Here is a 21,117-nt window from a genome sequence, read left to right on the forward strand (position 1 = left end):
GGTGAACGCTCAGACTCGTCCGCCGCACGAGCGTCGACGTCGTCGGGAAGCAGCCACGGCCATGGGCGTGCAAACAAGCCCATGGCCGGGCGGAGGCCCGGGTGACCTTGCCGCGGAAGTGACCCCTCGCGGATGGTCGGGCAGCGCGGGACCGCAACGCTCCGTTCGAGGACGGGCCTCGGCTCACCCGCCCCGGGGCGCGTCACACGCGGAGCGGCCCCCGGGTCAGGCCGTGGCGAGGGAGACTTCGGTCGACTTGATGAGCGCGACCACGGAACTTCCCACCGTCAGACCGAGATCGGCGACGGCGTCCTGGGTGACCGCGGCGGTCAGCGTCGCGCCGCCCTCCACATCCATCTTCACACCCGCCATGGCACTGCCGGCCGTCATACCGGTGACCGTGCCGGGGATCTGATTGCGGATACTGATGGCGGCGACCGGCCCGGTGGCGAGAGCGACCTCGGTGGACTTCACCAGTGCCTGCACAGCGGAGCCGCCCGCGATGCCCAGATCCCGTACGGCCTCGGCCGTGACCGCCGCGCTGACCTCCTGCCCGCCCGAGAGGCGGACCTTGACGACGGCCATGACCTCGCCCCGCGTCACGGAAACGACGGTGCCGGCCAACTGATTGCGGATGCTCAAGTCCATACCGGAATGCCCCATCCTCTGATCGCATGTCATGTTTCGTCGGGTGCCTCCGCACTCTAGCCATGCCGTGGACCACCGTCCGGCACCCCGACGGGCGACCTCAGGTCCCGCCGCTCGGCAGTTCCTCCAAGCGAGTCCGCATTTGCTACAACAACGCGCCTGACACATTGCAGATGCGAGGACTTCAGCTCTACGGTGGCGCACATGCAGTCCTATACCATCGGCCAGGCGGCGCGTCTCCTCGGTGTCAGTCCCGACACCGCGCGCCGCTGGGCCGACGCGGGCCGGGTCGCGACCCACCGCGACGACAGTGGCCGCCGCCTGATCGACGGCCGAGATCTGGCCGCGTTCTCGACCGAACTCGCGCAGAGCGGCACCGGCGAGGAGGAGACCTCGTACACCTCGGTCCGCAACGCGTTCCCCGGCATCGTCACCGCGGTCAAGCTCGGCGATGTCGCGGCCCAGGTGGAGATCCAGGCGGGACCTCACCGGCTGGTCTCGCTGCTGACCCGGGAGGCGGTCGAGGAGCTGGGGCTGGAAGTCGGCATGCAGGCCACCGCCCGGGTGAAGTCCACGAGCGTGCACGTCGACCGCACCTGATGCCCCGTCACATACGGGCGGGGCCGTCTTCCGGTCCGCCCGGCCGACCGCCGTCCGCTCCCTCGCCCTCGCCGGACGCCACCGCGCGCGTCGCGTCACCTCTCCCAGGAGGCAATTCCCATGTCCCTCGCCGTCACCCGGCGCCGTGCCGCCGCCGCCCTCCTCGCCGTCGCGCCGGCGCTGTCTCTCGCCGCCTGCGGCAGCGATGACACGAAGGACACCGGCTCCGGGTCCCCCGAGGCGACCTCCGCGCCCCCGGCCGATCTGACCGTGCTCGCCGCCTCCTCCCTCACCGATGTCTTCGAGAAGGCCGCGGACGCCTACGAGAAGACGCACCACGGCACGAAGATCACGTTCTCCTTCGCGGGCTCACAGGAACTGGCCGCCCAGGTGAAACAGGGCGCCCCCGCCGACGCCCTGGTCACCGCCGACACCAAGACCATGGACGGACTGAAGGGCGACACCGGGAAGCCCAAGGTCATCGCCGAGAACCGCCTCGTGATCGCCACCGGCGAGGGCAACCCCGAGAAGATCGACGGCCTGGAGGACCTCGCCGACCCGAAGCTCAAGGTGGTTCTGGCAGCGCCGGAGGTCCCCGTCGGGCGCTACAGCCGGCAGATCCTGGACGCGCGGAAGGTCTCGGTGAAGCCGGTCTCCGAGGAGCCGAATGTCCGGGCCGTCCTGAGCAAGGTCGAACTCGGCGAGGCCGACGCGGGGCTCGTCTACAAGACCGACGCGGACACGGCGACCGGCAAGGTCGACGCCGTGACGATCCCGGACGACCAGAACGCCGTAGCCGAGTACCCGGCCGCCGTACTCAAGCAGTCGGCGCACGCGGAGGCGGCCGAAGCGTTCGTGGCGTGGCTGTCGTCCGCCGAGGCGCAGAAGATCCTCCGGGACGCCGGGTTCCAGAAGCCGTGACCGACCCGGTGCACGGGGGCCGGCCGCGTGTGGGGGGACGGGCGCCCCCCCCGGTGCACCAGCACTCCCCCGCACACCGCTCCGGGACATCACGATGAGAATCAGCCACGGCATACGCCCGCCGGCTCGCCGGCCGCGCGCGCCCCTCCCCCTGGCCGTCCCCGCAACTCTCGCCGTCGCGTTTCTGCTCCTGCCGCTCATCGGCATCCTGGCGCGGACGTCCTGGGGCGAACTCGGCGACCACCTCGGCACTCCGCAGTCCGTCCAGGCGCTGCGGCTCTCGCTGGTCGTATCGGCGTGGGCGCTGGTGCTCTCCCTCGTCCTCGGCGTGCCGCTGGCCTGGCTCCTGGCACGCGTCGACTTCCCCGGCAAGGCTCTGGTGCGATCGCTCGTCCTGCTGCCGATGGTGCTGCCGCCCACGGTCGGCGGTGTCGCGCTGCTGCTCGGTTTCGGGCGACGCGGGCTGCTCGGGCCATGGCTGGAGGAGTGGTTCGGCGTCACCCTGCCGTTCCACACCTCGGGGGCGGTCGTCGCCGCGACCTTTGTGGCGATGCCGTTCCTCGTCATCAGCCTGGAGGGCACGCTCGCCGCGCTCAGCCGCCGGTACGAGGAGACGGCCGCCTCGCTCGGCGCCTCGCCGATACGGGTCTTCCTCACCGTCACGCTGCCCATGGTCGCCCCGGGGCTGGCCGCAGGTGCCGCGCTGACCTGGGCGCGGGCGCTCGGCGAGTTCGGTGCGACCATCACGTTCGCCGGCAATCTCCCCGGCACCACCCAGACCCTTCCGCTCCAGGTGTATCTGCTGCTCCAGGACCGGCCGGAGGCAGCCACCTCGGTCTCGCTGCTGCTGCTCTCGGTCGCCTTCGCCGTACTCGTCGCGCTGCGCGGGCGCTGGACGGGCGTCACGGGCGGCCGTTCGCCCAGCGGCCCGCCGGAGCGGCCGGACGGGGACGACGACGCGCCCGTGCCGTGGGAAGGCGCAACGGAGAACAGCGCCCCGTCCCCCGTACCGGGAAACGACACGCCCCTCACGTCCCTGCTCGCGGAGGTCACCGGCTTCAACCGGCTGGCCCTGGAAGCCCAGCCGGGCACGACCATCGCGGTCGTAGGCCCCAACGGCGCGGGAAAGACGACCCTGTTGCGCGCGCTGCTGGGCCTCACCGACCGGTCCCGCGCCACGCTGCGCCTCGGCGGCGCCGACGTCACCGCGCTCCCGCCGCACCGCCGCGGCGTGGCGTGGGTCCCGCAGGACGGGGCGCTGTTCCCGCATCTGTCCGCCCTCGCCAACACCGCGTACGGGCTGCGGGCGCACCACGTGCCGCGCACCGAGGCGCGCCGGGCCGCGCAGGTGTGGCTGGAACGGCTCGGCGTCGGCTCTCTCGCCCATCGCCGGCCGGCGCAGCTCTCCGGCGGCCAGGCCCAGCGGGTCGCTCTCGCCCGCGCGCTGGCCGCCCGCCCGCGGCTGCTGCTCCTGGACGAGCCGCTGGCCGCCCTCGACCAGTCGACTCGGGCCCGTGTACGGCATCTGCTGCGACGCCACCTCGAAGCGTTCGGCGGCGTCTGCCTTGTCGTCACCCACGATCCCGTCGAGGCGGTGTCCCTGGCCGACCGTGTGCTCGTCCTCCAGGACGGCCGTGCCCTGCAGGACGCGCCCCCGCTGGAGGTCACCCGCCATCCGCGCTCCCCGTGGGTCGCGCGCATGCTGGGCCGGAACGCCTGGCCGGGCACGTCCACGGCGGACGGTCTCCGACTTCCCGGCGGTACGGGCATCGTCGCGGCCGAGCCGGTGGACCCGGGGGTGGAAGCACTCGCGGTCATCGCCCCCGAGGCGGTCGCGCTGCACCGTGAGAGGCCCAGCGGCAGCCCGCGGAACGTCTGGCCCGGCACGGTGCACGAGATCACCGCGGTGGGCAGCCGTCTGCGCGTGCTCGTGACGTCCGGCGAGGCCCCGGACCTCGTCGCCGAGGTCACTCCGGCGGCCGCTGCGGAGCTCGGACTGGCCGAAGGCACACCGGTGTTCACGAGCGTCAAAGCGACGGAGGTCGCGCTCGTCCCGCTGTGAAGGACGAACCGGGGTGCGCGGCCGACGACCTCCGCGGCGGCACGTGGCCCGTCTTCGAAGGAGCGGCGTCCGCCCGCCGGGCGGGCGCCGGGAGCGGACGGGACTCTCAAGACAGGGCTGGCACCGACCCCGCCAAGGTTTGCCCCGCTCGTCGCCCGCCCCCGGCACGGCCGTCTGCTGCCTTGCCGGATCAGCCGAGCAGGCCCACTACGAGAACGTTCCGGCGACTTGCTCCGACCGCACCTGGACACCTCGCCACCGGGCAGACTTGACGGGGCGGCACTAGCGAGGTGCCATGCGCAGGGCGCCGTCCATGCGGATCGTCTCGCCGTTGAGGTAGTCGTGGGCGATGATCGACATTGCGAGCTGGGCGTACTCCTCCGGCCGCCCGAGGCGCTGCGGGAACGGGATACCGGCGGCCAGTCCGGCCCTGAACTCCTCCGAGACGGTGGCGAGCATCGGGGTCTCGACGATTCCCGGGGCGATGGTGCACACCCGGATCCCGTATTGGGCGAGGTCGCGCGCGGCGGGCAGGGTCAGGCCGACGATGCCGCCCTTGGAGGAGGCGTACGCGGCCTGGCCCACCTGGCCGTCGAAGGCGGCGATGGAGGCGGTGTTGATGATGACTCCGCGCTGCCCTTGCTCGTCGGCCTCGGTCTGCGCGATGGCCTCGGAGGCAAGCGCCAGGACGTTGAACGACCCGATCAGGTTGACCTGGACGACCTTGGCGTAGAAGTCGAGGTCGTGCACACCCTTCTTGCCGAGGATGCGCATCGAGGGGCCGATGCCGGCGCAGTTGACGGCCGTGCGCAGCGGGACGCCGCTCGACGCCGCGGTCTCCACCGCGGCCCGTACCTGCTCGCCGTCGGTGACGTCGGTCCCGATGTACGTCACATGGTCGACCTCCGGGGCGTTCTCGATGCTCGCCGGGAGGTCGAGGACGAAGACCGCCACTCCCTGCTTCGCCAGGGCCTGCGCGGTCGCGCCGCCGAGGCCGGAGGCCCCGCCCGTGACGATCGCGGCGGTGTTGTCGAGCTGCATCAGTACTCCTTGCCGTGTACGGCGATGACGCCCTGGGTGTCCCTGTTCAGCGCACGGCCGATCACCATGCGCTGGATCTGGTTCGTTCCTTCGAAGATCTGCATGACCTTGGCCTCGCGCATGTAGCGCTCCACCGGGAAGTCACGGGTGTATCCATACCCGCCGAGCACCTGAACGGCATCCGTGGTGACCCGCATGGCGTTGTCCGTGGCCACCAGTTTCGCAATCGACGCCTCTCGCCCGTAAGGCAGCTTCCGGTCCTTGAGCCGGGCGGCGGCGAGGGTGGTGGCCCGGGCCGACTCGACCGCGGCCGACATGTCGGCCAGCACGAACGCCAGGCCCTGGTGCTCGATGATCGGTTTGCCGAAGGTCTCGCGGTCGTGGGCATAGCGGACGGCGTGGTCCAGCGCCCCCTGGGCCAGGCCGGTGGCGACCGCCGCGATGCCGAGGCGGCCGGCGTCCAGGCCCGCGAGCGCGATCTGCAGCCCCTGACCCTCTTCGCCGAGCAGCCGGTCGGCCGGGACCCGTACGTCGTCCAGCCGCAGGGTGGCTGTGGCGGAACCGGTGAGCCCCATCTTCCGCTCGGGCGGGTCGGCGCTCAGGCCCGGGGTGTCGGCGGGGACGAGGAAGCAGGAGATGCCGTGGTTGCGGTCATCGGAGGTGCGGGCCATGACCTTGTAGAAGTCGGCGTGCCCGCCGTGAGTGGTCCACGCCTTGGCGCCGTTGAGGACATAGGCGTCGCCGTCCCGGACGGCGCGCGTGCGCATGGCGGTCACGTCGGAGCCGGCGTGCGGCTCGGACAGGCAGTACGCGCCGAGGAGTTCGCCGCCGAGCATGTCGGGGAGCCACTCGGCCTGCTGCTCCTCGGTACCGAAGGCGGCGAGGCCGAAGCAGGAGAGGGCGTGGACGGAGATGCCCACGGCGACGCTGGACCAGACAGCCGCGATCTCCTCGAGCACCTGCAGATAGACCTCGTACGGCTGCTCGCCGCCGCCGTGGGTCTCCGGGTACGGCAAGCCGAGCAGTCCGGCGCGGCCGAGCGTGCGGAAGACCTCGCGCGGGAACTCCTCGTCGGCCTCTGCCCGGGCGACGCGGGGCAGCAGCTCCTTCTCCGCGAGCTCACGGGTGAGGCAGATGAGATCGGCGGCTTCCTGAGTGGGCACCGTGCGGGTGGCAGGCATCCGGACCCTCCACGAAAATGATACTGAGCTGGATACGACAGTATCAGTCTCGGTACGCTTGCGCTGCTGACGACATCCGCCGCCACCCGTTCGAGTCGGTCGGTTTTGCGATCAGTAGCCGGTGGGCCCGGGGCGTCCCGACGGACAGCCCGTCAGGAGGAGACGGCGTGGACGATGAGCGACGCCAACTCCGCGTAGGCGGCCGAATCGCTCAGTCCGGTACGGGCCGCCACCTCGCCGCGCTGGATCTCCTGCATCGTCGCGGCCACGACCTCGCCGGCGAAGGCGGCGTGCACCTCACGGAAGGCACCGACCGCGACGCCCTCGGTGATCAACTGGCGGACCCGCTCGGCGGCAAGCCGTGTATTGGCCTCGTACACCTCGCGCGCGGGCTCGGATGCGGCCATGTCGTCGAGGAACTGCCGTGACAGCGGGCGGAGTTGCTCGGCCACCGCGTTCAGATAGGTCACCACGCGCTCCGAGGGCTCCGACGTGTCGGCGACCCGCTTCTCGACGGCATCCGCGGCCGTCCGGAAGTAGTGTTTGACCGCTTCCTGGACGAGCGACTGCTTGCTCCCGGCGAGCTGGTAGAGCGTGGTCTTCGAACAGCGCAGCCGCTCGGCGAGATCGTCGAGCGTGAAGGAGGCGAACCCCTCGGCCGCCAGCAGCGCGACCAGCCGTTCCAGGAGATCGGTCTGGCGGGCGGTACGGCGTACAGGCGGCATGGGCTCAGAGTAACCGGCGCCCCCGAACGCAACCACGGTGCGTATCCCCTCCGGCCGGGGGCCGGGGCGCGGGCGGCCGACGCGGGTCAGCCGGCATCGGCCATCACCTGGTCGCGCAGCGAGGCACAGGTACGGCTGATGATGCGGGAAACGTGCATCTGGGAGATGCCGATCCGCTCGGCTATCCGGCTCTGCGTCATGTCGCGGAAGAAGCGCAGGTAGAGGATCTGCCGCTCGCGGTCGGGCAGCACCGCGAGCTTCGGCTTGAGCGATTCGCGGTCGACGATCCGGTCGTAACCGGGTTCCGGATCGCTGAGGACGTCCATCAGGGCGAAGCCGTCCTCGGAGCCGGCCGTCTGTGCGTCCAGCGAGAGCGTGGAGAAACTGTCGAGCGCCTCAAGGCCCGTACGGACCTCGTCCTCGGTCAGCCCGGTGTGCTCGGCCAGTTCTTCGACGCCGGGTCCGCGTCCGTCGAGTGAGTGGGAGAGCTCGCGGTGGGCGGTGCGTACGCGGTTGCGCAGCTCCTGGACCCGGCGGGGTACGTGCAGACCCCACATGTGGTCCCGGAAGTGCCGCTTGACCTCGCCGACGACGGTCGGGACGGCGAAGCTCTCGAACGCCGCGCCGCGCGCCGGGTCGTAACGGATCACGGCCTTCACCAGGCCGAGCGCGGCCACCTGCTCGAGGTCTTCCAGGGACTCGCCACGATTGCGGAACTGCCGGGCCAGCCGCTCGGCCATCGGTATCCACGCCTGGACGACCTGCTGCCGCAGTTCTTCCTTCTCCGGGCCGTCGGGGAGATGCGAGATCTCCTCGAACTCGGCGGTGGTGTCGGGGGCGTCGTCATGCGGGTGTTTCGCGGAGGGGCGCTCGGCCCGGAGGGGTGCTGCAGCCTGTGCTCGTACGGTCGTCATCGTCAAGCTCCATCAACGGCGTTCGGTTGACCGCAGGAGCTCCGAGGACCGCGCCGGAGGACACCCGAGCAGACACACCGCTCCCACGGGAGTGCCTACGGTCCGAAGCACGTTGATGCGCCTGCCCCTGAGACAGGGCGACAAACAGGCAACCGGCCAAAGTCGCTCACCTGCAAGGGTGTGGCCCATCCACGAGGTGCCCCGTCGGATGGGCCACAGCCATGTCAAGGTCATGGTGGACCGCTACGGTCAACTCACCTTCTTGGCAGCGGGAGTTGCCGCCCGTTCGTCGAGTCGACCTTCAGGCGCATGCTCACTCGATGCCGAGCGATGCGAGTACCCTCTTCTGGATCGCGGTGGGACGCGCCGGCCAGTACAGGTACGCGACGCCTCCCGTACCGCTCTTGACCTTGCCCTCCGCGTCCTTGCGCTTCGTCCTCAGCCAGATGTTCTCGAACTGGCGCCGCTTGTAGACGTTGCGGACCTCGGCATTGCTGTCGCTCGCCGGGTCGTTGGCGACGACGTCACCGCTCTTCGTGAAGCCGACGACGCACATCAGATGCCCCGCCGTGCCGTATCCCGCGCCGTCGAGTTCGGACTCGATGAAGGACTGGGACGTTATCACCGGAATTCCCGCGGCGATGAGCCTCTCCAGGTCGTTGAGGGACCCGAGCCGGGTGACGACCCCCTGCATGTCCTTGTACGTCGAGGCGTAGGCGGCGTTGAACGGCCAGTTCCCGCACCCCTCGTACTGGTAGTCGTAGGTGTAGCGGGCCGCGTGGCAGACCTGCGGGTCGGCGTAGTCCGGGTCGACCCAGGCCAGGTCGCCCTTGGTGGGCTTGCGGCCCCAGTACTCGATGATCATCTGGGAGGAGGTGGGGCTGCACCACGCCTCGCCGCCGTTGTCGTACTCCGGGTACTGCCCCTTGTGGATGTTCTGCGAGTAGCGCGGGACCTTCAGCTCCCGTCCGGCGCCCTCCCCCGGTTTCGATGCCGGCACCTCGAAGCGGTCCGGGATATCGGAGGCCATGGCGCCCAGGCGCCAGACCATCGGCGTCAGGTCGGTGCCCGGCTTGCGGTAGAGGGTCAGCCGCAGCCGGTACGAGGCCAGACGCAGCGGCTTCGAGGTGTCGTCGATCGAGAAGGTGTCGGTCCACACCGTGCTCTTCCCGTCGGTCTGGTCGTCGACGGAGGTGCGCCTGATGTCGCGGTCACCCGCCGCCCATCGCCCGAGCAGATACGTCGGGGTCTTCTTGCCGTCGGTGTAGGCGCCGAGGAGTTCGACCTGAAGCCAGGTTCCGGCCGGGGTGCGTGCGTTCCAGGAGGCGACCAGTTCGCTCGCGGGCACCTCGGGCCTGTGGACCGGGGCGGTCCAGGTTGCGTACTCCCATGAGGACTTCTTGCCGGTGTGCGGGTCGGTGTAGTCCGTGCGGCCGGCGGGGGTCCCGATGACGAGGCCGGGACGGGGGCCGGCCTCGGCGCGGGTGCCGCGGGCGGAGCCGCTGCGCCAGTCGCTGTACGTGGTCCAGCCGCGGTAGTCCACGCGAGCGACCCCCTTTCCCGGTCGAGGACTTCGGGCGGGACCGGATCCTCCGGAACCTCCGGAACCGGAGTCCGTAGCGGAGCCGCATGCGGCCGTCTCGGCGGCGTGCGCCGACGACGCGGGCACGGTGCCCGCCGCTGCCGCCGCCAGGGCGGCCGCCAGCAGGGTTCGCCGTGGGGTGGGTCTGGTCATGACAGAAGGTCCCCCAGTCGTCTTCAAGTGGGACAGGTGCACGACAGATGCTCAACTATCTCCGGTCATCCGGCGCTTCTGCCAGAGACTCTCCGGGTGCCAGGGGACCAATATTGGTCGAGACCACTGAAGTGACCAGGGGGCTCGCATCCCGGGGCACGGGCGGGGCCCGTAGGGTGAAGCGCGTGGACCAGCCGCAATCCGCATCCGCTCAGCCCTCTGCCCCGGCCCGACCGAGCGGGCTCGACGCACTCGTCCGCAGCCTCCGGGCGCTGGAACCCTCGTGCGGGCCGGTGCGGCTGGTGGCCGTCGACGGGCATGCGGGCTCCGGCAAGAGCACCCTCGCCGCGCACCTGTCACGGGCCGCGGGCGGAGCCCCCGTGCTCCACCTGGACGACCTGGCGACGCACGACGAGGTGTTCGCCTGGACCGACCGATTGCGCGACCAGGTTCTCACCCCGCTCTCCCTCGGCCGCACCGCCCGCTACGGCACCTACGACTGGGTACGGCGCCGCTTCAGCCGCCACGAGGTCCTGCCGCCCGCTCCGCTCGTCGTCGTCGAGGGCGTGGGGAGCGGCCGGCGCGCCCTGCGGCCGCATCTCGCCCGCCTGCTGTGGCTGGAGGTTCCCGAGCATCTGGCGTGGGAACGGGGGCGCCGGCGCGACGGCCCCGGTCTCACCGGATTCTGGGACGCATGGACTGCCGCCGAGCGGAAGCATTTCGCCGCCGATCCCTCGCGCCCGTACGCCGATGCCCTGGTACGGCAGGGGAACGAGGGATACGTGGTGCTGCCGGGCCCTGCTGCGACCGCGTGAACCACCCGTTCGTTCACACAGCGTGAACAACTCCCGGGCAGCGGCGTCCGGACAGGTGTCCGGGACACCCCGCGACTGACTCAACTCGGCTTGACCTGGCGGCCGTACAGGTCTTACGTTCTCAATGAGCGGTCTGCGACGACCGCCCGCAGATGCGAAGCCCCCGGTTGTTCCCCCGTGATCGGGGGCTTCGTTCTGCCCGGGCGCACTTCCGGGATCCGCATAGGATCACCCAATTCAGGCGCCCCGCGCGGTGGCCCACTCACGCTCGGTCACAAGCGGGATGCGCACGCCCGTACCGCCTTTCGGTCCGACCGGATAGAGTCCGGTTCGACGATCGTCGCGCGGCGCACCTCGGCGGCCGGCGATGGCGCAGGTACGATGCCTTTCGGGAGCACAACTCCCGTCCACAGTGCGGCGGTTCGGCAAGCCGCCGCCCGGCAGAGGCCCGGCGGCACACCACGGGGGCACGGTTTGTGGGGGACGTGATGGACATCGGCTCGCAGGGCTCGGACGCCCCCGCCGATCTCGCCTGGGTTCGGGCCGTGGACGCCTACACCATGGGCGCTTACGCGCAGGCCGAGGAAGAATTCAGGACCGCGGTCCGGCTCGACCCCGGTATGGCGGACGGATGGCTCGGCCTGCACGCGCTGCGCGTCGACACCACGACCGCGCTGCTGCGGATGAACCGCCACCGCGACCGTTTCGGCGAGCAGCGCGCACGCCACCGCCGGGCGCTCAACTCCTGGTACTGGCTGGGCTGGTGGGTCCAGCCCGTCCTGGAGAGCCCGCGGGATCTGCTGCTCGCGCACGCCTCCCACTGGCTCGACGGCCGGCACGTGCCCGAGCTGGACCGTGCCCTCGCCGGCTGCCCGCCCGTGGACGCCGATCCGCAGGTGCGCTTCCTGCACGCCTGCCGCGCGTATCTCGTCAAGGACTGGGAGCAGCTCGTACGCCACACCGAGCCGCTGCTCAACGATCCGATGCTGGGCATCGAGGCCGGCCTCTTCGGCGGCATGGCACGGGTGCGGCTGGAGATGTACGGGCAGGCCGAACCGCTGCTGTCGGCCGCCCTGATGCGCTGTCGCAGCGAGCAGCCGCAGCGCAAGGAGCTGCGCTACTGGCTCGCCCGCGCGCACGAGGGCACCGGCCGCAGCGCCGCGGCCCTGCCGCTCTACCGCGCCGTCCACCGCGTCGATCCGGCCTTCATGGACACGGCGGCACGGCTGGCCGCGATCTCCGAGGGCGACGGCCTGGACGAGGCGGGTGGCCTGGCCGCCGTCTCCATCGCCGGGATCGGCCAGGACGCGCTCGACGCCACGGCCGACCCCGACCTCCTCTCCCCCGACGGGCCGGGAGACGGCAGGACCACCCTCCCGGCGGATCCGGACGAGCCGGTGCCCATCACGGCCCCCGTGGACGCGGACGGTTCCGTACGGGAGAAGGCCGTCTTCCCGGTGCAGCCCTCGCAGCCGGCGCTGCCGTCGGGGCCGGCCGACGCCGTGCTGCTGCAGCAGGCGCTCGCGGAGCTGGAGCGGATGGTGGGCCTCGAACCGGTGAAGCGGCAGGTGCGGGCGCTGTCGGCACAGCTGAGGATGGCGCGGCTCCGGGCGGCGCAGGGCCTGCCCGTGCAGCCGCCGAAACGCCACTTCGTCTTCTCGGGCCCCTCCGGCACGGGGAAGACGACGGTGGCGCGGATCCTCGGCCGGGTCTTCTACGCCCTGGGGCTGCTGGGCGGAGACCATCTGGTCGAGGCCCAGCGTGCCGATCTCGTCGGCGAGTTCCTGGGGCAGACCGCGGTCAAGGCCAATGAGCTGATCGACTCGGCGCTCGGCGGCGTGCTGTTCGTGGACGAGGCGTACAGCCTGTCCAACACCGGCTACAGCAAGGGCGACGCATACGGCGACGAGGCCCTCCAGGTACTGCTGAAGCGGGCCGAGGACAACCGCGACCGGCTGGTGGTGATTCTGGCCGGCTACCCGGAGGGAATGGACCGGCTGCTGGCCGCGAACCCCGGCCTCGGCTCACGTTTCACCACCCGGGTCGACTTCCCCAGCTACCGCCCGCTGGAACTGACGAAGATCGGCGAGGTGCTGGCCGCGGACAACGGCGACTGCTGGGACGAGGAAGCCGTCGAGGAACTGCGCAGCATCAGCGGACACGTGGTGGACCAGGGCTGGATCGACGAGCTGGGCAACGGCCGGTTTCTGCGCACGCTGTACGAGAAGAGCTGCGCGTACCGCGATCTGCGGCTGTCCGGCTACAGCGGCCCGCCCAGCAGGGACGACCTGGCGACGCTCCGCCTGCCGGATCTGATGCAGGCGTACGGCGAGGTCCTCTCGGGCCGAGGCCCGCGGGACCGCGGCCCCCAGGACCCGCTGATGTGACCGGCCGGGCCGCCTCACGCGGCGGCCCGGCCGTGGAGCCCCTACTTCCCGGCCGCCACCGGCGACCGCTCGCCTGCCGGCTCGGGCTGCGCCACGGGTACGCCTCCGGGCCTGCGCTGCCGTACCGCCACCATGCGATGCGCCGGGTCGCGGACCTCACCGACCAGCATCTCCAGGACGTCCTCCAGGGCGACGAGCCCCAGCACCCGGCCTGTGGAGTCCGCCACCTGCGCAAGGTGGCTGGCCGCCCTGCGCATGACGGTCAGCGCGTCGTCGAGCGGGAGTTCCGCCCGCAGCGTGGCCATCGGCCGCCACACCTGCTGCGGTACCGCCCGGTCCGTCTCCTCCAGGTCCAGGACGTCCTTCACATGCAGATAGCCCATGAAGGCCCCCGCGGCGACCACGGGGAAGCGGGAGTAGCCGGTGCGCACCGTCAGCTCCTCGACCTCCTGCGGCGTCACGGTCGGATCGACGGTGACGAGACCGGCCCGGTCGAGCAGGACCTCGGTGACGGGACGGCTGCCCAGCTCCAGTGCGTCGGCGAGACGCTCCTGCTCTCCGGGTTCGAGCAGGCCCGCCTGACGGGAGTCCTCCAGCAGATGCGTCAGCTGCTCGCTGGTGAACGCGGCCTCCAGCTCGTCCTTGGGCTCGACCCGGAACAGTTTCAGGACGAGCCTGGCGCACGCACCGAAGAACGCGGTCACCGGGCGGCAGAGCCGGGCGAATCCGACCAGCGCGGGCCCGAGCCACATCGCGGTCTTCTCCGGGACCGCCATGGCGAGGTTCTTCGGCACCATCTCGCCGACGACCAGGTGGAGGAAGACCACGACGGCGAGCGCGATCGCGTACCCCAGCGGATGGATGAGCCCGTCGGGCACATGCGCGACATGGAAGACCGGCTCCAGCAGTCGCGCGACGGTGGGCTCGGCGACCGCACCGAGCGTCAGCGAGCAGACGGTGATGCCGAACTGCGCGGCGGCCATCATCTGCGGCAGGTTCTCCAGCCCGTGCAGCACGGTACGGGCACGGGCGGAACCTTCGGCCGCCAGCGGCTCGATCTGGCTGCGGCGCACCGAGACGAGGGCGAACTCGGCCCCCACGAAGAAGCCGTTGCCCAGGACCAGAAGTATGGCGAAGAGGAGTTGGAGTGCGCTCATCGGGCCGCCGCCTTCGTGCCGTTCTGCCGGGCCTTCCGCTCCGCGGCGCCCTCCCGCAGCAGAGCCTTGGCGCCTCCGGCCATTGCGGCATCGTGCGCGCCGTTTGCGCCGTCGGAGGCCTTGGTGCTCCGGGGCGACTTGGCCTTCTCGGACGCCTTGGTGGAATCGGGGGTGCCCGCAGTGCCCTCCTGCCGGGCCCTCGTACCGTCCGGCCGGACGATCCGTACCCGTGCGGCCCTGTGGTGGTCGACCATTCGCACCCGGAGCCGCCAACCGGGCAGTTCCGCGATGTCGCCCGGCGCGGGGATGCGGCCGAGCAGATCGGCGACCAGACCGGCCACCGTCTCGTACGGTCCCTCGGGTGCCTCGAGCCCGATCCGGCGGAGGGTGTCGACGCGGCAGCTTCCGTCGGCCTCCCAGGCCGGACGGCCGTCCTCCGGGAGGGCCGAGGCCAGCTCCGGAAGATCGTCGCCGTCGTGCTCGTCCCGTACTTCGCCCACGAGCTCCTCGACGATGTCCTCCAGGGTCACGACCCCGGCCGTACCGCCGTACTCGTCGACGACCACGGCTATCGGCTGCTCGCTGCGCAACTGCTCCAGCAGCGGCTGGACGGGAACGGTCTCCGGGACCAGCAGCGGCGGTACGGCGACCCGGCCCACGGGCGTGCGAAGCCGCTCGTGCGCGGGCACGGCGAGCGCGTCCTTGAGGTGGACCATTCCGACGACCTCGTCCAACCGGTCCCGGTAGACGGGGAAGCGGGACAGGCCGGTGGCGCGGGTGAGGTTCAGGACGTCCTCGGCCGTCGCGGTGGCCTGCAGGGCGCTGACCCGCACCCGCGGCGTCATGACGTGCTGGGCGGTCAGCTCGCCCAGGGAGAGAGTCCGCACGAAGAGGTCGGCGGTGTCCTCCTCCAGGGCGCCCGCCCGCGCGGAGTGACGGGCGAGGGAGACCAGTTCGTCGGGCGTACGAGCCGAGGCCAGCTCCTCGGTGGGCTCCACGCCGACCGCGCGCACCATGCGGTTCGCGACGGCGTTGAGCAACGCGATGACGGGGCGGAAGAAGCGGGAGAAGGCGTGCTGGGGGCCGGCGACGAACCGGGCGACCTGGAACGGCCGTGAGACGGCCCAGTTCTTGGGCACGAGTTCGCCGACCACCATCTGGACGGCGGACGCGGCGAGCATGCCGACGACCACGGCCACACCGGGGACCGCCCCCTCGGGGAGCCCGGTGGCCGCGAAGGGTCCGGCCAGCAGATGCGCCAGCGCGGGCTCGGCGAGCATGCCGACCACCAGGGAGGTGATGGTGATGCCGAGCTGGGTGCCGGAGAGCTGGAAGGAGAGTTCGCGCAGTGCGGTGACCACGGTGCGGGCACGGCGGTCGCCGTCGGCGGCGGCCCGCTCGGCCTCGGGGCGCTCGACGGTGACGAGCCCGAACTCGGCGGCCACGAAGAACCCGTTGGCGAGGATCAGCAGCAGGGCTGCGCCGAGCAGGAGCAGGGAGGTGGTCATGTTGCCGCCACCTCGTGGAAGGGGGCGGCGCAGGTACTACAGGACGATCCGTCCATTGCCGGAGGGTGTCACTCCTCGATGAGCAGGTGCCCCTGCGGGGCACGGGCTGTGCGCGGGCTCCGCGGTACGGGGCGACGGCGCACTACGCGCCGCCGCGACAAGAGTAATCATTGAGAAAAACTCTGCGAAGACACCCTGCCGAGGGCGGTCCCCGTCGGCGGGTGCAGGGGTCTCACACCGTGGACTCCCCCGTACCGTACGCCTCGGCGAGGGCACGGAGCGTACGGGCGTCGCGCACCGCCTGCTCCTTGGCGATGCCCGGCTGGATGCCCATCGCGGGCAGGTTCGTGCCGTCGGCCAGGTCGAGATGGACCCACGGATCGCCGGGGCGGAGGTTCACGCGCAGCACCTCGGCCCACTCGAGGCGACGCCTGGTCGTGAGGTTGACCACGGTGACACCGCCGGAGTCGGCCACCACCTTGGGACGGCTGAGAAGCAGCAGGACCAGGAAGAACAGCAATCCGGTGAGGACGAAGCTCAGCCGCTCCCCGGGGCTCGGCGTCGGCAGCAGCACGGCGATCACCACGAGGACGGCGAACAGCGCGGCGCCAACGGTCAGCAGGACGACCCGGGTGCGCATCGGCCGGAAGGTGACGGGCAGTTCGGGGAGGTCGGGGGTCTCGGACTGGGGCACGGTCGTGGTCACGTTTCGGCCGGATCCGGGGGCGGATCGAAGACGGTTCGGAGGCTGTGGTGGCTGTCGGAGGCCCGCACGGGGCTGTCAGAGACGGCAGGCGTGAATGCCGGTGGTCAGGATGGCGCGGGCTCCCAGGTCGTAGAGCTCGTCCATGATCCGCTGGGCGTCCTTGGACGGGACCATCGAGCGGACGGCCACCCAGCCTTCGTGGTGCAGCGGGGAGACGGTGGGTGACTCCAGGCCGGGGGTGAGCGCGACGGCCCGCTCGACGTGCTCCACGCGGATGTCGTAGTCCATCATCACGTAGCGCCGGGCCACCAGAACGCCCTGCATGCGGCGGAGGAACTGCTGGATCTTGGGGTCCTCGGTGCCTTCGCCCGTGCGCCGGATGACGACGGCCTCGGACCTCAGGATCGGCTCGCTGATGATCTCCAGGCCCGCATTGCGCAGCGTCGTACCCGTCTCGACGACATCGGCGATGATCTCGGCGACGCCGAGCTGGATGGCGGTCTCCACCGCACCGTCCAGGCGGACGACCGAGGCGTCGACGCCGTTCTCGGCGAGGTGGCGGGTGACCAGCCCGGCGAAGGAGGTCGCGACGGTCATGCCGCCGAAGTCCTTCACGTCCTTCGCCGTGCCGGGTCGGGTCGCGTAGCGGAAGGTGGAGCCGGCGAAGCCGAGCTGCATGATCTCCTCGGCCTCCGCGCCGGAGTCCAGCAGCAGATCGCGGCCGGTGATGCCGATGTCGAGCCGGCCGGAACCGACGTAGACGGCGATGTCACGGGGACGGAGGAAGAAGAACTCCACCTCGTTCTCGGCGTCGACGAGGACCAGTTCGCGGCGATCCTTGCGCTGCTTGTAGCCGGCCTCATGCAGCATCGCCGACGCAGGGTCGGACAATGAACCCTTGTTGGGGACGGCGATGCGCAGCATGGGGTTGCTCTTCCTTCGTCTGGGTGCGGGTGAAACCGACGCCGGCCGCCGGAGGGCCGAGGGCGCGGGAAAGGCTCAAAGGTGAGCGTATACGTCGTCCAGGGAGATGCCCCGGGCGACCATCATCACCTGAAGGTGGTACAGGAGCTGGGAGATCTCCTCGGCGGTACGGTCGGCCCCCTCGTACTCGGCGGCCATCCACACCTCGGCGGCCTCCTCGACGACCTTCTTCCCGATGGTGTGCACGCCCTTCCCGACCAGCTCGGCGGTGCGGGACGTGCTGGGGTCGCCGGTGGCGGCCTTGTGCTGGAGCTCGGCGAAGAGCTCCTCGAAAGTCTTGTTCGCCATGGTGGCCCTAGCCTACGGTGTCGGGCGGCGCGCTCTTCGCCCGGGCGCCCGGTCCGGGCCGGTCACCGCCAGGGCCACGGCCCGGTCACGGCCAGGGCCACCGCCCGGCCACGGCCAGGGCGGGCCACCGCCCGGTCACCGCCAGGGCTCGGACACCGACCGCAGCAGGGCGGCGGTGGCCACGGCGGCCGTGACCGCCTCGTCGCCCTTGTCCTCCGACGAGCCCTGCAGACCCGCCCGGTCGAGCGCCTGCTCCTCGGTGTCGCAGGTCAGCACACCGAACCCGACGGGCACTCCGGTGTCGACCGTGACCTGGGTCAGGCCCTGGGTGACGCCCTGGCAGACGTATTCGAAGTGCGGGGTGCCGCCGCGGATGACGACGCCCAGCGCCACGATCGCGTCGTAGCCGCGGCCGGCGAGTACCTTGGCCACGACCGGCAGTTCGAAGCTGCCCGGGACGCGCAGCAGGGTCGGCTCGTCGATGCCCAGCCCGTGCAGCTTGCGCAGGGCGCCGTGGACGAGGCCGTCCATCACCTTCTCGTGCCACTGGGCCGCGATCACCGCGACCCGGAGGTCCCGGCAGTTCTTCACGGTCAGTTCTGGGGCGCCCTTGCCGCTCACGTCTCTCCTCGGTGGATCCGGTGCTGTTTGTTGCTGTGGTGGTTGTGGTTGCCGTCGCTGCCCGGCGTTCGGATCTCGCGGGCCCGTCCGCCGCAACGGCCCTACTGGTTGCCGCAGGCCGAGAGCTGCTCGCCGTCCAGCCAGGGCAGCTCGTGTCCCATCCGGTCCCGCTTGGTTCGCAGATAGCGGAGGTTGTGCTCGCCCGCCTGGACGGGCATGGGCTCACGTCCGATGACCCGCAGGCCGTGGCGTACCAATGCCTCGCTCTTCTCCGGGTTGTTGGTCATCAGGCGCAGGCTGCGCACCCCGAGGTCGGTCAGCATCCGGGCGCCGGCGGCGTAGTCGCGCGCGTCGGCGGGCAGCCCGAGTTCGAGGTTGGCGTCAAGGGTGTCCCGGCCGCGCTCCTGCAACTCGTACGCGCGCAGCTTGGACAGCAGGCCGATGCCGCGGCCCTCGTGCCCGCGCAGATAGATGACCACGCCCCGGCCGTCCTCGGTGATCCGGGCCAGGGACGCCTGGAGCTGCGGGCCGCAGTCGCAGCGCAGCGAGCCGAAGATGTCGCCGGTGAGGCATTCGGAGTGGACCCGGACCAGGACCTCCTCGCCATCGCCGATCTCGCCCTGGACGAGGGCGATGTGCTCGACGCCGTCGGCCGTGGAGCGGTAGCCGTACGCCCGGAAGTCGCCGAATGCCGTGGGCAGTCGTGTCTCGGCCTCACGCCGGACGAAGGTCTCGGCGCCGGGCAGAACTTCGGTCTCCCCATCGGGCAGAACTTCGGTCTCCGCTTCGGGCAGAACTTCGGTCTTCGGCAGGACACCCGTCACCGCTTCCGGCAGGACGCCCGTCACCGCTTCGGGCCGGTCCGTGGGCTCGGCGCCCTTGCGGTACGCAATGAGGTCCTCGATGGAGATGATCGCCAGGCCGTGCTTGCGCGCGAAGGGGATCAGCTCGGGCAGCCGCATCATCGTGCCGTCCTCGGCCGCGATCTCGACGATCGCGGCGGCCGGGCGCAGGCCCGCCAGGCGCGCGAGGTCGACACCTGCCTCGGTGTGGCCGTTGCGTTCGAGCACGCCGCCGGGCCGCGCGCGCAGCGGGAAGACGTGGCCCGGGCGCACGAAGTCGCCCGCCGTGCTGGTCCCTTCGGCCAGCAGACGGAGGGTCGTGGCCCGGTCGGCGGCGGAGATACCGGTGCTGACGCCGTGCGCGGCGGACGCGTCGACGGAAACGGTGAAGGCCGTCCGCATGGACTCGGTGTTGTCCTCGACCATCTGGGGCAGCTCGAGGCGGTCGAGTTCCGTTCCCTCCATGGGGGCGCAGATCAGCCCGCGGCACTCGGTCATCATGAAGGCGACGATTTCGGGGGTGGCCATCTCGGCCGCGATGATGAGGTCGCCCTCGTTCTCGCGGTTCTCGTCGTCCACGACGACCACGGGCCGCCCGGCGGCGATCTCGGCGATCGCACGGCCGACGGGGTCGAGCCTCAGCTCGTCCTCCTCGCCCTCCATGCCGCCGTACCAACTCTGCAGTGCGGTCATGCCGCTGCTCCTTCCAAGGCGGGCCCGGGACTTCGCGTGCGCAGCCACCAGTCGCGCATGCCCCACAGGACGAGAACGAGGTACACGACGTAGACGAGACCGGAGAAGGCGAGGCCGCTGCTGAAGGCGAGCGGGACGCCGACGAGGTCGACCAGGATCCAGGCGAACCAGAACTCCACGAGGCCGCGCGCCTGCGCGACCATCGCGGCGAGAGTGCCGACGAAGATGTAGGCGTCGGGCCAGGGGTTCCAGGACAGTTCGGGTACGGCGGTGAACAGGCCGCCGACGGCCAAGGTGCCCGCCGCCGTTCCACCGGCGAGGATGCCGCGCTCGCGCCGGGTGGCGAACCGTACGGCGATCTCCCCGTCCTGGTCGCGGTGGCCGCGACGCCACTGGTACCAGCCCCAGACCGCGACGCCGATGACGAGCAGCTGCTTGCCGACGCCGCCGCTGAGCTGGGCGGAGGCATAGGCGGCGACGAGGACGACTCCGGCCAGGAGCTGGGCGGGCCAGGTCCATATGGACCGGCGCCAGCCGAGCCCGAGGGCGATCAGGCCCATGGTGTTGCCGATCATGTCCGACCGGATCACCCGCTGGCCGAAGATGTCGAAAGCCTGGCCGTTCAGCCAGTCGAGAGCGCTCACTTGACGCCCTCCGACTCCGTACGGCCCGGCTGTGCGGCGGCCGCGGCGCCCACCGCCCCCGCGGCGAGCATCCGCTCGACGTACTTGGCGATGACGTCGACCTCGAGGTTGACCGGGTCCCCGGGCTGCTTGCTGCCGAGGGTGGTGAGCGCGAGCGTCGTCGGGATCAGGCTGACGGTGAAGAAGTCGGGGCCCGCGTCGACGACCGTGAGGCTGATGCCGTCGACAGTGATGGAGCCCTTCTCCACCACGTACCGGGTCAGGTGCTCCGGCAGCGAGACCGTGACGATCTCCCAGTTCTCCGCGCTCTTGCGGTCGAGGACCGTGCCGGTGCCGTCGACGTGCCCCTGGACGAGATGGCCGCCCAGGCGCCCGCCGAGAGCCATCGGGCGTTCGAGGTTGACGCGCGAGCCGGGGGCGAGGGCGCCGAGGCTGGAGCGGCTCAGGGTCTCGGCCATCACATCGGCGGCGAACTCGCCGTTCCGGACGTCGACGACGGTGAGGCAGACGCCGTTGACGGCGATCGAGTCGCCGTGCCGGGCCTCCTCGGTGACGACGGGGCCGCGCAGCCGGAAGCGGGCGGCGTCTCCGAGGTCCTCCACGGCGACGACCTCGCCCAGTTCTTCGACGATTCCGGTGAACACG

20 protein-coding genes are annotated in these 21,117 nt (G+C 71.2%); 5 read left to right on the forward strand and 15 right to left on the reverse strand.

Going from position 1 to position 21,117, the window contains the following annotated elements; translation table 11 throughout:
- Positions 1-225 precede the first annotated feature (225 nt).
- Positions 226-648: a TOBE domain-containing protein gene (locus tag AB0M26_RS23750; protein ID WP_365263833.1), complete on the reverse strand. Its 423-nt coding sequence runs from the start codon at positions 646-648 to the stop codon at positions 226-228.
- 204 nt (positions 649-852) lie between these two features.
- On the opposite strand from AB0M26_RS23750, the gene AB0M26_RS23755 reads away from it, so the two are divergent.
- The 3 genes from AB0M26_RS23755 (at position 853) to AB0M26_RS23765 (ending at position 4,231) form a co-directional block, all read left to right on the forward strand.
- The gene (locus AB0M26_RS23755) at positions 853-1,248 is read left to right on the forward strand and encodes a helix-turn-helix transcriptional regulator (RefSeq protein ID WP_365263834.1); all 396 of its coding nucleotides are present in this window, start codon (positions 853-855) and stop codon (positions 1,246-1,248) included.
- A gap of 120 nt (positions 1,249-1,368) precedes the next feature.
- A complete protein-coding gene (gene modA, locus AB0M26_RS23760; RefSeq protein ID WP_365263835.1) occupies positions 1,369-2,169 on the forward strand; it encodes a molybdate ABC transporter substrate-binding protein in 801 nt (266 codons plus the stop codon).
- A 94-nt stretch (positions 2,170-2,263) separates the two neighbouring features.
- The gene (locus AB0M26_RS23765) at positions 2,264-4,231 is read left to right on the forward strand and encodes an ABC transporter permease (RefSeq protein WP_365263836.1); all 1,968 of its coding nucleotides are present in this window, start codon (positions 2,264-2,266) and stop codon (positions 4,229-4,231) included.
- A 282-nt stretch (positions 4,232-4,513) separates the two neighbouring features.
- Here AB0M26_RS23765 and AB0M26_RS23770 read toward each other — a convergent pair whose 3' ends face one another.
- The 5 genes from AB0M26_RS23770 to AB0M26_RS23790 form a co-directional block, all read right to left on the reverse strand.
- Positions 4,514-5,272, reverse strand: a complete 759-nt coding sequence (locus AB0M26_RS23770; protein WP_365263837.1) for an SDR family NAD(P)-dependent oxidoreductase — start codon at positions 5,270-5,272, stop codon at positions 4,514-4,516.
- A complete protein-coding gene (locus tag AB0M26_RS23775) occupies positions 5,272-6,453 on the reverse strand; it encodes an acyl-CoA dehydrogenase family protein (RefSeq protein WP_365263838.1) in 1,182 nt (393 codons plus the stop codon). The genes AB0M26_RS23770 and AB0M26_RS23775 overlap by 1 nt, the downstream gene beginning before the upstream one ends.
- 152 nt (positions 6,454-6,605) lie before the next feature.
- A complete protein-coding gene (locus AB0M26_RS23780; RefSeq protein WP_365263839.1) occupies positions 6,606-7,178 on the reverse strand; it encodes a TetR/AcrR family transcriptional regulator in 573 nt (190 codons plus the stop codon).
- A gap of 86 nt (positions 7,179-7,264) precedes the next feature.
- Positions 7,265-8,092: a SigB/SigF/SigG family RNA polymerase sigma factor gene (locus AB0M26_RS23785; RefSeq protein WP_365263840.1), complete on the reverse strand. Its 828-nt coding sequence runs from the start codon at positions 8,090-8,092 to the stop codon at positions 7,265-7,267.
- Between the two features lie 313 nt (positions 8,093-8,405).
- Positions 8,406-9,827: a peptidase C39 family protein gene (locus AB0M26_RS23790; RefSeq protein WP_365263841.1), complete on the reverse strand. Its 1,422-nt coding sequence runs from the start codon at positions 9,825-9,827 to the stop codon at positions 8,406-8,408.
- Between the two features lie 272 nt (positions 9,828-10,099).
- Between AB0M26_RS23790 and AB0M26_RS23795 the strand changes: the two genes are divergently transcribed.
- Together AB0M26_RS23795 and AB0M26_RS23800 are read left to right on the forward strand one after the other, a co-directional pair.
- Positions 10,100-10,642, forward strand: coding sequence for a hypothetical protein (locus AB0M26_RS23795; RefSeq protein WP_365263869.1), 543 nt, complete (start codon positions 10,100-10,102; stop codon positions 10,640-10,642).
- Between the two features lie 488 nt (positions 10,643-11,130).
- Positions 11,131-13,029, forward strand: coding sequence for an AAA family ATPase (locus AB0M26_RS23800; RefSeq protein ID WP_365263842.1), 1,899 nt, complete (start codon positions 11,131-11,133; stop codon positions 13,027-13,029).
- A gap of 41 nt (positions 13,030-13,070) precedes the next feature.
- Here the strand turns inward: AB0M26_RS23800 and AB0M26_RS23805 are convergent, their stop codons facing one another.
- From AB0M26_RS23805 to AB0M26_RS23845, 9 genes are all read right to left on the reverse strand, one after another.
- On the reverse strand, positions 13,071-14,186 hold the full coding sequence (locus AB0M26_RS23805; protein WP_365263843.1) for a hemolysin family protein: 1,116 nt from the start codon (positions 14,184-14,186) through the stop codon (positions 13,071-13,073).
- Positions 14,183-15,694: a hemolysin family protein gene (locus AB0M26_RS23810; RefSeq protein WP_365263844.1), complete on the reverse strand. Its 1,512-nt coding sequence runs from the start codon at positions 15,692-15,694 to the stop codon at positions 14,183-14,185. The genes AB0M26_RS23805 and AB0M26_RS23810 overlap by 4 nt, the downstream gene beginning before the upstream one ends.
- A gap of 232 nt (positions 15,695-15,926) precedes the next feature.
- Positions 15,927-16,334, reverse strand: a complete 408-nt coding sequence (locus AB0M26_RS23815; RefSeq protein ID WP_365263870.1) for a PH domain-containing protein — start codon at positions 16,332-16,334, stop codon at positions 15,927-15,929.
- Between the two features lie 141 nt (positions 16,335-16,475).
- Positions 16,476-17,324 carry an ATP phosphoribosyltransferase gene (gene hisG / locus AB0M26_RS23820; RefSeq protein WP_365263845.1) on the reverse strand — a complete coding sequence of 283 codons (849 nt, stop codon included), beginning with the start codon at positions 17,322-17,324 and terminating at the stop codon, positions 16,476-16,478.
- Positions 17,325-17,399: 75 nt separating this feature from the next.
- Positions 17,400-17,672: a phosphoribosyl-ATP diphosphatase gene (locus tag AB0M26_RS23825; RefSeq protein ID WP_360854301.1), complete on the reverse strand. Its 273-nt coding sequence runs from the start codon at positions 17,670-17,672 to the stop codon at positions 17,400-17,402.
- Between the two features lie 135 nt (positions 17,673-17,807).
- Entirely contained in the window at positions 17,808-18,293 is a 486-nt protein-coding gene (gene ribH, locus AB0M26_RS23830) for a 6,7-dimethyl-8-ribityllumazine synthase (protein ID WP_365263846.1), read from the reverse strand.
- 101 nt (positions 18,294-18,394) lie between these two features.
- Positions 18,395-19,828: a GTP cyclohydrolase II gene (gene ribA / locus AB0M26_RS23835; protein ID WP_365263847.1), complete on the reverse strand. Its 1,434-nt coding sequence runs from the start codon at positions 19,826-19,828 to the stop codon at positions 18,395-18,397.
- Positions 19,825-20,472 carry a nicotinamide mononucleotide transporter family protein gene (locus AB0M26_RS23840; protein WP_365263848.1) on the reverse strand — a complete coding sequence of 216 codons (648 nt, stop codon included), beginning with the start codon at positions 20,470-20,472 and terminating at the stop codon, positions 19,825-19,827. Before AB0M26_RS23840 ends, ribA begins: the two co-directional genes overlap by 4 nt.
- Positions 20,469-21,116: a riboflavin synthase gene (locus AB0M26_RS23845; RefSeq protein ID WP_365263849.1), complete on the reverse strand. Its 648-nt coding sequence runs from the start codon at positions 21,114-21,116 to the stop codon at positions 20,469-20,471. Before AB0M26_RS23845 ends, AB0M26_RS23840 begins: the two co-directional genes overlap by 4 nt.
- Position 21,117: the final 1 nt, after the last annotated feature.

This window comes from Streptomyces sp. NPDC051776 (assembly GCF_040681345.1).
In the GTDB taxonomy this organism is placed as follows: domain Bacteria; phylum Actinomycetota; class Actinomycetes; order Streptomycetales; family Streptomycetaceae; genus Streptomyces.

Excerpts from the sequence above, each read along its gene's own strand:
- AB0M26_RS23750 (WP_365263833.1), bottom strand. The coding sequence starts at position 648 with ATGGACTTGAGCATCCGCAATCAGTTGGCCGGCACCGTCGTTTCCGTG.
- AB0M26_RS23755 (WP_365263834.1), top strand. The coding sequence starts at position 853 with ATGCAGTCCTATACCATCGGCCAGGCGGCGCGTCTCCTCGGTGTCAGT.
- modA (WP_365263835.1), top strand. The coding sequence starts at position 1,369 with ATGTCCCTCGCCGTCACCCGGCGCCGTGCCGCCGCCGCCCTCCTCGCC.
- AB0M26_RS23765 (WP_365263836.1), top strand. The coding sequence starts at position 2,264 with ATGAGAATCAGCCACGGCATACGCCCGCCGGCTCGCCGGCCGCGCGCG.
- AB0M26_RS23770 (WP_365263837.1), bottom strand. The coding sequence starts at position 5,272 with ATGCAGCTCGACAACACCGCCGCGATCGTCACGGGCGGGGCCTCCGGC.
- AB0M26_RS23775 (WP_365263838.1), bottom strand. The coding sequence starts at position 6,453 with ATGCCTGCCACCCGCACGGTGCCCACTCAGGAAGCCGCCGATCTCATC.
- AB0M26_RS23780 (WP_365263839.1), bottom strand. The coding sequence starts at position 7,178 with ATGCCGCCTGTACGCCGTACCGCCCGCCAGACCGATCTCCTGGAACGG.
- AB0M26_RS23785 (WP_365263840.1), bottom strand. The coding sequence starts at position 8,092 with ATGACGACCGTACGAGCACAGGCTGCAGCACCCCTCCGGGCCGAGCGC.
- AB0M26_RS23790 (WP_365263841.1), bottom strand. The coding sequence starts at position 9,827 with ATGACCAGACCCACCCCACGGCGAACCCTGCTGGCGGCCGCCCTGGCG.
- AB0M26_RS23800 (WP_365263842.1), top strand. The coding sequence starts at position 11,131 with ATGGACATCGGCTCGCAGGGCTCGGACGCCCCCGCCGATCTCGCCTGG.
- AB0M26_RS23805 (WP_365263843.1), bottom strand. The coding sequence starts at position 14,186 with ATGAGCGCACTCCAACTCCTCTTCGCCATACTTCTGGTCCTGGGCAAC.
- AB0M26_RS23810 (WP_365263844.1), bottom strand. The coding sequence starts at position 15,694 with ATGACCACCTCCCTGCTCCTGCTCGGCGCAGCCCTGCTGCTGATCCTC.
- AB0M26_RS23815 (WP_365263870.1), bottom strand. The coding sequence starts at position 16,334 with ATGCGCACCCGGGTCGTCCTGCTGACCGTTGGCGCCGCGCTGTTCGCC.
- hisG (WP_365263845.1), bottom strand. The coding sequence starts at position 17,324 with ATGCTGCGCATCGCCGTCCCCAACAAGGGTTCATTGTCCGACCCTGCG.
- AB0M26_RS23825 (WP_360854301.1), bottom strand. The coding sequence starts at position 17,672 with ATGGCGAACAAGACTTTCGAGGAGCTCTTCGCCGAGCTCCAGCACAAG.
- ribA (WP_365263847.1), bottom strand. The coding sequence starts at position 19,828 with ATGACCGCACTGCAGAGTTGGTACGGCGGCATGGAGGGCGAGGAGGAC.